The organism is Paenibacillus sp. MER 99-2 (genome assembly GCF_023714095.1).
Lineage (GTDB): Bacteria > Bacillota > Bacilli > Paenibacillales > Paenibacillaceae > Paenibacillus.
In genome coordinates this window covers 187,497-199,474 of sequence record NZ_JAMAUZ010000003.1, presented here as the reverse complement: position 1 = coordinate 199,474, position 11,978 = coordinate 187,497, and the positions used below count along the sequence as shown (strand labels likewise).

The window sequence follows — 11,978 nt, the reverse complement described above, 5'->3', positions numbered from 1 at the left end:
AGTAATACAGCCAAAAGACGGATGCACAATCCCCCACCATGCAGGCTTTGATTTTGCTATCCGTCTCTTCTGATCCTTATTCTACTCTTATCCCGTTCTACGACGGCAGAAGACCAAGTTTCAACACCCGCGCAATGTTCTCCATGGTACGCTCCACATTCGCTGAGCCTTCCTGCAAGAGTTTATCTAGATCTGCTGCTCCTGGAACAATGCCAAACACAGCATCTATCCCCTCTGTGTAAAGTGTCTCAATGCCTTCGCCTACATAACCCGCGACAGCAATAACAGGCTTCCCGATCTCTTTGGCTGCTTGGGCTACACCGTAGGGGGTTTTGCCAAATTTCGTTTGAAAGTCAATGCCGCCTTCACCTGTAAATACGATATCTGCATGAACTAGCTTTTCACGTAAACCTGTATATTCGATCACGATCTCAATGCCTTTGCGTAATGTAGCTTGCGTGAAGATTAGAAGCCCCGCCCCCAAACCACCTGCTGCACCCGCACCTGGCACATCTCGAATATCCTTATGCAGTTGTTGGTTCACTACATCTGCATAATGAGACAGGTTTGCATCCAATAGCCGTACCATCTCCGGCGTAGCACCCTTCTGTGGGCCAAATACCCGCGATGCGCCGTGTTCGCCACAGAGCGGATTCGTCACATCACAGGCAACGATGAATTCCACTTCGTGGAGACGTGGATCTAAGTCAGACACATCAATATGCGCCAAGCGGTTAAGCGAACCGCCTCCACGTTCAAGGGAACTGCCTTGGGCATCCAGAAATTTTGCACCGAGCGCCTCAGCCATACCCGTACCCCCATCATTAGTGGCACTGCCGCCAATCCCAATAATAATTTTACGAATGCCTTGATCCAGACATCGGCGAATCAGTTCCCCTGTTCCATACGTCGTTGTGCGAAGTGGATCACGCATCTCTGGAGCCACAAGATGAATGCCGCTGGCTGATGCCATCTCAATCGCTGCCGTTGTTCCATCTCCGAGAATGCCATACTGTGCCATGACGTTCTGACCCAATGGCCCCTGTACTTCTTGATAATGAATGGCACCACCAGAAGCATCTACTAACGACTGTACCGTCCCTTCGCCTCCATCAGCCATGGGTACATGGATATAATGTGCTGTTGGGTAGATTTTGCGTAATCCGTTTTCCATCGCCACACAGACTTCTTTGGCTGTCATGCTCTCCTTGAATGAGTCTGGTGCCAGTACAAATGTATTTTCTCTCTTTTCTCCCATTACTCTCACCCCATCCATATTGTTAAAGATCGTTTGATAAACAACCTGTTAAAGGATAAATCCATATAGTAACGTCGCCACAATAGCCATCGTGCCACCAACAATCGCTTCGTAAGGTATGACACCCATCCGCTGTCGAATGGTCATCTTCATACTATCAGCAGATACGTGAAAATAGTTGCCTTGAGGCAGGGAATCGATGACCGTTGCCCCTGTATGAACCATCACAGCTGCAGCGAGCGGAGCTGTGCCCATGTTCAGAATTGCATCGCCGAACGATCCTGTTGCGAGAATGACACCTGTCGAGGTTGATGCTGTCGCTGCCGCCATCAGAATACCTGCAATTGGTGCCAAGAACGTACCGGATATACCAGACGCTTCTATCAGACTAACGACTTGGCCCGATAGATCCGATGCGGAGATCAGCCCTGCAATCCCCCCAGCACCTACCAGAATCAGTACCGTTGCCGTCATTTTGTTCAGTCCCGACGTTGTATACTTCACAATGTTCTTGCTCTGCCCCATCGCCAGCATACCGATAATACCCGCAATCGGAAGAATATACATTGCATCCACTTTGAACGTAGATAATGCCCCAATGCCCGTAATTGAACCGATCGGATTGATCATGAGCAAAATAATCGCCACCAACGGTGCAACAATCGCTTTCTTCAATGGTGGATATTGAGAAGTATCCACCTCTCCTTGCTCTGCTTCCTGGTCAGAGACCATCACACCTTTGCTTTTGAGCATCGAAGCTACGATAACGGTTACAATTAATCCGCAGATGGCTGGAATTAATCCAGCCAACATCACATTGCTAAGATCCAGCTCGAATCCTCTTGCCGCAGCAATTGTATTCGGGTTTGGAGAGATGATATTCCCCGCTTTACCACCGCCGGATAAAGCTAACAATAGCGCAAGCTTAGAGATCCCCATTTTGTTACCTACAGATAGCGCAATCGGCGCTACGATTAGTACAGCGACAGGGATAAATACACCAACCGCGGTAATGATCATCGTTGCCAGAGCCAAGGCAAGAATAGCTTTACTTCCGCCAAACTTACGTACGATAGCCTGTGCAATGGTCTCCGCTGCACCTGACTCCATCATCACGCCTGCAAGCACCCCAGCAGCCAGTACACGTAGGACGGTGCCCATGACACTTTGTGTACCATTTACAAGTATATTTACGGTCTCTTCCAGATTCGCTCCGCCAATTAAAGCGCCTACAATTGCTCCCAAAAATAAAGAATAGACTGGATTCAGTTTCTTCAGAATCAGTATGATCGCAATAGCAAGCCCTGCCAGTGCGCCGATCCAGCTAATTGTTAAAGGTTCCATTGTCCATTGCCCCCCATGCACTTGTTGAACACGCTTTCATTATAGTTGCTGGGGAAGCAGAATTATATTGATGAACAGACGAAATTCATTGTTCATTTGCACAATGAAGAATGGCAGGACTGAGTGCCCTGCCACCCATCATACGAATATGTTCGCTACTTCCCTACAGCAGCACACGGTGTTCCATTATATTTTTCACACTAATATGGGACTTGGATGGTCCAAGCTTTATCAGGGAGTCCTGAAACTCAGCAAGCTCTTCTATTGTTGCCGTTTGTACCTTGATCAGATAGTTGTACTCGCCACTAATCCGATATAAATCGGTGACCTCTGCCGCCTGCTCACAGAAGTGAACCAATTCCTCACAGCGCTCTGTTTTGAGTAAAATAAACGTCGTTGTTCCACGGTTTAGTTGTTCTAGATCATAAATGGTCGAATATTCCGATATAATTCCGTTTTCCTCCAGTTTAAGGATTCTCTCCTTGACGGAAGGCTGGGACATGTTAACCTCTTTGCTAATCTGTACAATTGACATTCGTGCACTGTGCTGAAGCAAGCGCATAATCTGTTGGTCAATCTCATCTATAACATAACCCACTTGTAGACCCTCCCAAGAATTAGGCTCATTTAATACGTTTATTTGGATAAAAGAGCTTATAAAGTGTAAGCCATACCTCAGTATATCCTTTGATACTGCATGGTTCCAATGTACCGCTCCCTTTATAATTTAAGAATACAATCTGATGAAGGGAATGATGGAGTATGGGCGTAAATGGACTTGCTCACATAGCGATTCAAGCACGTAACTATAAGGATACACTCTCGTTTTATACGGATGTACTGGGATTTAAAATTGGACACTCATGGAGTCTACCCGCCTTCCGCATCACCGAGGCTTGCATGTTAATCTCACCAGATCAACGCACATGCATTGAACTGTTTGATCCCGGGGCTGTAATCGCAGCAGAAGGCGAACCAGCAGCGTCCCCTGAAGACGTGAGATATGGGGCTCTGCTGCATTTTGCTTTATACGTAGACAATGTGGATGCGATATACGAGCACGCTCTTGCCTATGGTGCGCAGCCTTATGTCCAACCCGATTGGATTTCGCTTGGTGAACCTCCGCTTCAAGTTCGAAATGCAGTTGTTCATAGTCCCAACGGTGAAGTCATTGAATTCCTCGAAGAGGTTGATTTCAATCGTTCCGCTTCACCATCTACTTAATGTTAGCCAAAAAGCCTGTTAGCCAGAAATCCATGGCAGCAGGCTTTTTCATCTCATATTATTCTCCCACGTCCTGATCCTTGTTTGCCGGCTTATACTCACCCAACTTCCCCTCATATACGAGCGCGAGTCTTTCACTTTGGCGAAAATCGTCCGGGGTCACCAAGGCGGGCAGCTTGTTCCACAGCTTGATTCCGGATCGCTGTAATATTTCTGCTACGAACTGTGAACAAAAGTAGGAGTTGCTAAACTCCACTGGCTCTTTCAGCGTAATGCCAATGACGCCAAGCAGGTTGTACATATATTTCTGGCGGCTACGGATGAAGATATGTAGCACACGTTTCATTTTTTCCACTTCACGTTCTGTCACCTGAAGCTCATAAATAACACATGTCGTGTTCGGATATTTGCTGTATGTACCTGTCTGGATATCTTCCTTCACAAACCCACCATTCAGCGGATTGCTTGGATGTTTACGACCGAAGCTGTATAACTCGGATAATTCCCGGTCAAACGAGATTGAGGCATGATTATAGGGTGCTTTGGTGTAACTCTGAATGACTTTGGTAAACAAGGTTCCTGTATTCGTGAGCAGGATATAGATGGAGCGTTGATCGGTCATAACAAAATTTCCCCTTATCATGTGGTCACTATTCCTTCATAATAACATAGGTACCCTTTTATGGAATCTTATTTTAGACAAGCAGGTGATCCTTCGGTGAGCAGTTCATTATTCACATTAACCTTAATATTCACTGCATTACTCGTCATACATATCGTGTACAAAATCATTGCAAAGCTACAGCCGGACAAAGACTATTCGGGCATCGGCAACAAAATCAAAACCTGGTGGGGCATGCTCGTTATCTTCTGCCTGGCTACACTTTTTAACCCCATCGTCTCCTTACTCTCCCTGATGGTGCTGGCATTCTTCGCACTGAAGGAATACTTCTCCATGATCCGCAGTACACGCAAAGCTGATCGCAGGTTATTCCTATGGGCATATCTCGCGATACCCGCTCAGTTCTACTGGATCTATATTGGATGGTATGGGATGTTCATCATTTTCATTCCGCTGTATGTTTTCTTAGTGCTGCCCCTCCCGCGCTTAATTAACAAGGGAACGGTGGGCTTTCTACGCAGCGTCAGTTCCACGCAGTGGGGACTTATGCTCATGGTATTCGGACTCAGCCACCTTGCTTACTTTCCTTTCGCTACACCGGAATATGGGTCGAAGCTGGTCTTGTTCTTAGTGGTGCTAACTCAGCTTAATGATGTCATCCATTATGTGGTCTCTCTATATCTGGGCAAACGAAAAGTCGTGCCTACGGCCAATCCGTTTTTGACATGGGAAGGATTCGCCTGTTCCTTGGTCATCACAACGGCAGCCTCCTACTTCATCCATCCGTACCTTACGCCGTTTGATGCAGGATTCGCCTTATTTATCGGAGCACTAATCAGCCTCGCGGGTTTCTTTGGCAGTCTGACCGTATCTGTATTGAAGCGAGATCTGCTAATTGGGGATGATAACAAGTTTGACGCACTCAAAAAAAGCTACCTAAGCAGGGTCGACAGCCTTACCTACACATCACCCGTGATGTTCCATGTTGTGCGTTATTTCTTCGACTTTATGTAACAATTCTAGATTTTAGATATAAGGCTCCATTTAATTTTAAAAAAACAAATCACACCTCCAAGCTAATCCAACCGGCCTAAACACCGGCTGATGAATTTGGAGGTGCTTCATTTTTAGCATATTACATTCGTTTAGGCTCATGCCATTTCAAGCGGGCGAATCCAGAAATACTGTCTATTTCTTCAGCTTAACTTCCTGCTCCGCCAGAACCTCTTGGCCAGCTTCATTCGTATACACCAACGTGACTTTGCCACGTTCACCCTTCATTTCATCTGTATATTTGAATTCATTGAGCTGACCATTATCCTTGATGTAGAAACCTTCTTTTTTGCCGTCTGCTTGATTCTCGTCTGCTTCATGCTCCGTTGCTTCTTGTACTGAATTAATGATTGTGATCTGATTGGATGTCCACCGCAGTTCAGATAACGTATATCCTTCTGGCACATCCTTCACCGAGTAGCGAAAGCTCTTTGCTTCCGTAAGCTTGTCCGATTGATCGATGGTGATCACAATTCCATCTCCGGCATTTGCCGAGGATTCAGATTGGGCTGTGTACGATCCATTGTCCTGCTTCGCGTCTGCATTAGGAATAGAATCAGGGCCTGCTTCGGCTATAGGCTCCTTCGATCTTGGATACGCATGCTCCTGTACAGATTCATTATTATTACGAGCACCGCATGCACTCGTTAGTACCATGATGCATAATAACGCAAATATCCAACGTGTCGATTTCATCCATGTGAACTTCATCATTGAATCCCTCCTGTTGATAAGTACGTGTCCCTAAAAATGTTAATTTATTGAACGACCCTCAATAACTAATACACGATATCCTTCCTCATGAAGCTCCATATTATGTAATCTCAATCGATACAAATAAAAAAACCTAAATATCATTTAAGATATTTAGGCTCGTTTTAGTTTGAGTTATCTTTTGCGTAGCAAACTATTTGGACGGCTACACACATGGACTATACACAACGTCATACGGTCACTTATCATCATATTGAGGCAAAATTAAGACCTGCCCCGCTTGAATAGAGTTAGAAGAAAGCTTATTAATTTTTTTCAAAACTTCTACAAATACCCGTGTATCCATTTGTTGCGGCTTATACTCTACGGAAAGATTCCACAGCGTATCCCCTTGGGAAACAATGACCTTTCTACCCGATAGCAGGTCTTCCTCACCACCTGCAAATGCAGTTAGCATCGTACTACAACCAATAATCACAATAAGAGAGATGATGGAAATTTTCAATAACAACGGTCGCGCCTTAAGTTGAAGTATTTTTTTTCTAAGCTCACCCGTGCTCCATTGGACCGATGCTGAACTCACCGGTTTATAAATGCTCTGATACGTAGAATGTCTCATCATTTCGTCAACCTCCGAACCTGGCTCCTATTCCTATATGTAACGAGCGCATGATGATCCCCCCTGGACCTTCAAACAACAATCGCGCAATTTGTCTATCTCCGATGTCTTCAGTCATCACGCCTACAAATGCGTAACCCGTTTATTATTTTGCACTTGTTCAAGGGTCAGTACTCCCTCTCACCTATATTTGTAAGTAGGTATCATAGACCTATACTAATCCCTGTAGGTAGGTACATTATACCACTACATTCTAAACAAATTCTGAACAAACCGATCAGATTTCGCTACAAACATGCATAAATCTATCATTTACGTACTATTTCGACGGAAATAGCTAAAAAAAATAAAAAATTCATGCCTGATTTTCGGCGATAATATAGATTGGATTTTTTTATACTAGAAGAGTGCAGTGGATGATCTATTCTCATAAACGTAAGGACGTGTACCCATGATTGCTGATGATCTGAAAGAACAATATTACCAAGCCCTTCTTGCCAAAGACTCAGAGTACGAAGGATTATTCTATGTTGGAGTCAAAACGACAGGTGTATTCTGCCGCCCAACTTGTCCAGCTCGAAAACCAAAATTCGAAAATTGCGAGTTCTATGAGACCGCTCAGGAGGCATTACTCGCTTCATTCCGGCCATGCCAGCGCTGTCGTCCACTATCTCATCCCAATCACGTATCTGACGTTGTACGCCTGTTGGTTGAGGCTGTTGAGAATAATCCGGAGAAACGGTGGAAAGAACAGGATTTCAAAGACCTGTCGATTGATGAATCGACAGCGCGGCGTCAATTCAAGAAGCGCTTTGGCATGACTTTTGTGGAGTATGCTCGCGCTCGCCGTATGGGACTTGCGCTAAAAAATATCCGTTCAGGTCACACCGTCATTGATAGCCAGCTATCCACGGGCTATGAGTCCAGTAGCGGCTTCCGAGATGCATTCTCACGCATTATGGGTGCTGCCCCTACACAAGTAAATGAAGGACAGGTGCTTAAAGCGTCCTGGATTGACACCCGCCTTGGCCCCATGATGGCTGTAGCTGATGACAAACAACTATACTTACTTGAATTTATTGATCGTAGAGGGCTTGAGCGCGAGGTAGAGCGACTGCGGATTCGAACCAAGTCAGCAATTGTACCTGGCATGACGCCGCCCATTCAATCCATAGAACGAGAACTTGAACAATATTTCGACGGGACGCTGACAGCGTTCGACACACCGTTGTTCTATTTAGGAACACCATTTCAGAAGAGGGTATGGGAGCAGTTATCTTTGATTCCAGCAGGGGAAACACGTTCCTATCAAGAGATCGCAATCGCCCTGGGTAAACCAACCGCATGTCGCGCCGTAGCTCAAGCGAATGGAGCCAATCAACTAGCGATTGTCATTCCGTGTCATCGAGTCATTAATACAAGTGGTGAGCTTGGCGGATACGGTGGGGGAATTACTCGCAAAAACTGGCTGCTTCAACACGAGAAACAGGGGGCGTTACAGTGAGAAACAGCATCGCATTTATTTATAAAGGAGTGAACTGAGATGAACGCCAACAAGCGTACGATGGGAGAAAAAGCTGAACAATTTCATCAATATCATGTGAAGGGGAAACCACTCGTACTGGTGAATGTATGGGATGCTGGAAGTGCACAGACCATTCAGTCTACAGGAGCCATGGCTATTGCTACCGGAAGCTGGTCTGTTGCCACAGCCCACGGTGAGCAGGATGGAGAAGCTCTGCCGTTCCAGCTGGTGCTTGCTAACCTATCACGGATTACCAAGATCGTAGATTTGCCTGTAACCATCGATATAGAGGGAGGGTATGGCAGGTCTGTGTCAGAAGTGAAGCAAAATGTATTGCAAATTATTGAGCATGGTGCGGTAGGCATTAATATCGAGGATCAGCTTCCTAATGGGGCGGGTTTGTACAGCATCCCAGAACAGTGCTTGAGGTTATCCGCCGCCCGAGAAGCTGCGGAGCAGGCAGGCATTCCCCTTTTTATCAATGCACGCACAGATTTATTCTTGCAACAGGTTCCTGAGCAGCATAATGAAGCGTTACTGGGCGAAGCCATCACACGATCCAAGGCTTACGCAGAAGCAGGGGCTAGCGGTCTATTCGTTCCAGGTTTACAACATTCACAATGGATTCAAGAACTGTGTGACCAGTCGCCACTTCCCGTCAACGTGATGGTAACATCGCCTGAGCCTTCAGCCAAACAACTGGCTGCACTGGGTGTAGCACGGATCAGCTATGGACCGTATCCTTATCTGCAAGTCATGGAACATCTGAAAGGGCTCGGGCAACGTATTCTAATGGGATCATAATGATCTTGATGAAGAGGTGTGTTCGTACCACGCTATCCCTCATGGACAGAGGGTGTTTCCAGCCTCCACCTGTGGTATAATCCCACTACCTAACAGTAACAGGAGGCATATATGCTTAACGTTGAACAAAAGCTCGAAATTCTGGAATCGTACCCTCAGCTGCAGCGCAAAAATGTTTCTCTAGGGCGTGTGAATTTCCACTATGAGGACAGCGCCTATGAGAAGAAAATTGTAGCACTCCATATTCACCCGAACGGTAATGGTTATATCTACGCAGGGCTGCTGCCGAACTACGAGACGGATGCCAAAGGGTTCGTTAATATTCGTGATTACTCTGAAGCCGATCTGCGCACATTGCTAGATGCAACGATCCAAGCGATGTCCTATAATCCAGACGCAGTTGAAGTCGTTGAGCACGCACCCGTATCAAAAGAATCTGTTCCAGTTACACTGTCTTCGGGCGGCGGAGTCTGGATCAATGAAGAAGGACAAACGCTCACGTTAAAATATGATAATGACATGTGGTGTGTGTATGCTGGTCATGATCTAGAGATGGCTTATGAATCACGCAGTGAGGCTGGCGAATACCTTCAGGAGGAAGGATTCAGACCGCAAGCCCAGGCTTAAATTGAATACAGCAAACGTTTGAACATACAGAAGACACGAGGCGAGCTTATGCTCCCTCGTGTTTTTTCATATCATCTGTTTCTACTTAAAAAATAGACTCCGTTAGACCTTCGACCGGTTCTATCCTTAGTCTTTGCTGCCTTTTCGTACAAGCGGCGCATGTTTCATCATGGGATACGTGGACAGTAGCAGCACTCCGCCGATCAAACCCAGCACAGTAAAAGACACCATTCTGTTTAGTCTGGCGATCCAAAGCGTCAGTTGCCCCATATCTGCAAATGCAATGACCAGTGACAACACTAGACCCAAGCCAAAGAGCATAATCAGGAAGTTACGCATTCCCAGTCGAATCCAGCAGACTGTCAGGAAGACGGAAAGACCAAGTACCCAAAGCCCAAGCATCAAGTCAATCCAGAAATAAGGCAACACAAGATACTTCGAAGAGTATAGCATGCCTGGCTGGTACAACGTGACTTGTAGCCATCCGCCTACATTCAGCCAATGAACGACCAGATAGATCAAATGCAGAATGACCATCGTGCCAGCAACCATACAGAGTCCCATCATGTAGAATGATTTCATAAATTGAATTCGTGTACTGCCCATACCAATGGCTATCGGGTAGATCGTGATCAGACCCGCAACAGCAAAAGTACAGATTCCTCCATACATCGGTCCGAATAACTGCGAGGAATAACTGACATCAAACAGTAAGCCAATCGCGGTATAAACTACTGTCAGTCCAAGAGCAATGGAAGTAAAAATGATCAAATATAAACGCATATCGTCCAAAATCAGCCGATTGGTTCCTTTTACTGCATTCATACCCTCGCCTCCTCCTTCCGGGTTACATTTACCAGATAATCCTGAAGTGCTGCTTTTTCAATGGAAAGCCCATGATGCTGAGCCTTGGCTATCCATTCCTTTGAATACACGTCATCAATCATCACTTTGCTAGTTGTACCCATCCGGGCAGAATCGATAATATCAGCACCTTGAGAAGCTATTTCTATATCTTGAATTAACCCTGTTAGAAGAACCCCGCGCTCGCGTATCTCTTCCATAGGATGATGGTATAACACCTTTCCTTGATGTACCACAATCAGAGTTTCACACAAAGGCTGTACCTCTTCAATATGGTGCGTTGATATTAGAATCAGACGAGGGTTATCTTCATACGTTTCCAATAATGCTTCATAGAAAAGCTTTCGTTTCTCCGCATCGAGTCCATTAGTCGGCTCATCCATAATCGTTACACTTGCGTTACTGCACAATCCTAGAATAATTTGAGCCGCTGTCTTCATGCCCTTCGAAAATTTACTAATTTTCTGTTTGGACGGTAACTCGAATACATCAATGAGCCGCTTGGCAAGCTGGTGATTCCACTGTGAATGGAAATGTGATCCGATGGTGACCAGATCATTTATATTCCAGTTTTTGCCGAGTGGATGATTCTCCTGGATATAGCACAAATGCCCCTGAGCAGACAAATTATTGTATGGATTCTGATCCATAATCTGAATGGTTCCACTGTCAGGACGGTTGTGTCCTGCAAGCAGGCTCATCAGTGTAGTTTTGCCAGCCCCATTCCTTCCCCAGATCGCCCCGATTACAGGTTCACTCTCATGCAAGGTAACGTTGTTCATAATAGGGGCTTTGTTCTTCTGATAGCTGTAACTTACCTGCTCCATATGAATCATACTTCACTCTCCTTATCCTTCTTGCCACGGATTAGATCAATAATCATGTCCTCATCCATACGAATGCGTCTGGCTTCCTCAAGTAAAGGCTTGATATATTCTTCGTAAAAATGCTGCTTCCGTTCAACAAGCAATGCTTCCTTGGCTCCCTTAGCAACAAACATTCCTACACCTCGCTGTTTATAAATGATGCCTTTGTCTACCAACTCCTGCAGCCCCTTTCGCGCCGTAGCTGGATTAATATTGTAAAAGCGAGACAATTCATTCGTAGAAGGAACCTGCTCTTCCACTTTCAGTCTGCCTTCCACAATATCATCCATGATCATCATGGCGATCTGATGAAAAATAGGCTGGGATTCATCTAAAGTTGATTTCATCTGTTCCCAACTTTCTTACATAATAGTGATTCGTATGTCATCATACGTGCCTCAATAGCTTACAGTTTAGCCCCGTGCTTATTTACACTGTTCTTTCTTCATCACTAAGTC

General features: G+C 45.5%; 14 protein-coding genes. 5 read left to right on the top strand and 9 right to left on the bottom strand.

The window, feature by feature from the left end:
- Window positions 1-97 precede the first annotated feature (97 nt).
- From M3636_RS15915 to M3636_RS15905, 3 genes are all read right to left on the bottom strand, one after another.
- Window positions 98-1,258, bottom strand: coding sequence for a glycerate kinase (locus M3636_RS15915; protein WP_251383179.1), 1,161 nt, complete (start codon window positions 1,256-1,258; stop codon window positions 98-100).
- A 48-nt stretch (window positions 1,259-1,306) separates the two neighbouring features.
- Complete coding sequence (locus M3636_RS15910) at window positions 1,307-2,602, bottom strand: GntP family permease (protein WP_251383178.1); 1,296 nt, start codon at window positions 2,600-2,602, stop codon at window positions 1,307-1,309.
- 163 nt (window positions 2,603-2,765) lie between these two features.
- Entirely contained in the window at window positions 2,766-3,200 is a 435-nt protein-coding gene (locus M3636_RS15905; RefSeq protein WP_251383177.1) for an Lrp/AsnC family transcriptional regulator, read from the bottom strand.
- Between the two features lie 164 nt (window positions 3,201-3,364).
- On the opposite strand from M3636_RS15905, the gene M3636_RS15900 reads away from it, so the two are divergent.
- Complete coding sequence (locus tag M3636_RS15900; protein WP_251383176.1) at window positions 3,365-3,826, top strand: VOC family protein; 462 nt, start codon at window positions 3,365-3,367, stop codon at window positions 3,824-3,826.
- Between the two features lie 58 nt (window positions 3,827-3,884).
- Here M3636_RS15900 and M3636_RS15895 read toward each other — a convergent pair whose 3' ends face one another.
- Window positions 3,885-4,448 (bottom strand): hypothetical protein, encoded by a 564-nt coding sequence (locus M3636_RS15895; protein WP_251383175.1) that lies wholly within the window; start codon window positions 4,446-4,448, stop codon window positions 3,885-3,887.
- 96 nt (window positions 4,449-4,544) lie between these two features.
- Between M3636_RS15895 and M3636_RS15890 the strand changes: the two genes are divergently transcribed.
- Window positions 4,545-5,462 carry a phosphatidate cytidylyltransferase gene (locus tag M3636_RS15890; RefSeq protein WP_128104124.1) on the top strand — a complete coding sequence of 306 codons (918 nt, stop codon included), beginning with the start codon at window positions 4,545-4,547 and terminating at the stop codon, window positions 5,460-5,462.
- A 174-nt stretch (window positions 5,463-5,636) separates the two neighbouring features.
- Here the strand turns inward: M3636_RS15890 and M3636_RS15885 are convergent, their stop codons facing one another.
- A complete protein-coding gene (locus M3636_RS15885; RefSeq protein WP_251383174.1) occupies window positions 5,637-6,215 on the bottom strand; it encodes a hypothetical protein in 579 nt (192 codons plus the stop codon).
- Window positions 6,216-6,453: 238 nt separating this feature from the next.
- A complete protein-coding gene (gene yneA / locus M3636_RS15880) occupies window positions 6,454-6,837 on the bottom strand; it encodes a cell division suppressor protein YneA (protein WP_128104126.1) in 384 nt (127 codons plus the stop codon).
- Between the two features lie 448 nt (window positions 6,838-7,285).
- On the opposite strand from yneA, the gene M3636_RS15875 reads away from it, so the two are divergent.
- The 3 genes from M3636_RS15875 (at window position 7,286) to M3636_RS15865 (ending at window position 9,790) form a co-directional block, all read left to right on the top strand.
- Complete coding sequence (locus tag M3636_RS15875) at window positions 7,286-8,338, top strand: bifunctional transcriptional activator/DNA repair enzyme AdaA (RefSeq protein WP_251383173.1); 1,053 nt, start codon at window positions 7,286-7,288, stop codon at window positions 8,336-8,338.
- 39 nt (window positions 8,339-8,377) lie between these two features.
- Complete coding sequence (locus M3636_RS15870) at window positions 8,378-9,163, top strand: isocitrate lyase/PEP mutase family protein (protein ID WP_251383172.1); 786 nt, start codon at window positions 8,378-8,380, stop codon at window positions 9,161-9,163.
- A 111-nt stretch (window positions 9,164-9,274) separates the two neighbouring features.
- Window positions 9,275-9,790: a hypothetical protein gene (locus M3636_RS15865; RefSeq protein WP_251383171.1), complete on the top strand. Its 516-nt coding sequence runs from the start codon at window positions 9,275-9,277 to the stop codon at window positions 9,788-9,790.
- Between the two features lie 126 nt (window positions 9,791-9,916).
- Here M3636_RS15865 and M3636_RS15860 read toward each other — a convergent pair whose 3' ends face one another.
- The 3 genes from M3636_RS15860 to M3636_RS15850 are packed head-to-tail and all read right to left on the bottom strand — an operon-like array spanning window position 9,917 to window position 11,867.
- Window positions 9,917-10,615, bottom strand: a complete 699-nt coding sequence (locus M3636_RS15860) for a hypothetical protein (protein WP_128104128.1) — start codon at window positions 10,613-10,615, stop codon at window positions 9,917-9,919.
- A complete protein-coding gene (locus M3636_RS15855; RefSeq protein WP_251383170.1) occupies window positions 10,612-11,490 on the bottom strand; it encodes an ATP-binding cassette domain-containing protein in 879 nt (292 codons plus the stop codon). Before M3636_RS15855 ends, M3636_RS15860 begins: the two co-directional genes overlap by 4 nt.
- On the bottom strand, window positions 11,487-11,867 hold the full coding sequence (locus M3636_RS15850) for a GntR family transcriptional regulator (RefSeq protein WP_128104130.1): 381 nt from the start codon (window positions 11,865-11,867) through the stop codon (window positions 11,487-11,489). Before M3636_RS15850 ends, M3636_RS15855 begins: the two co-directional genes overlap by 4 nt.
- Window positions 11,868-11,978 lie beyond the last annotated feature (111 nt).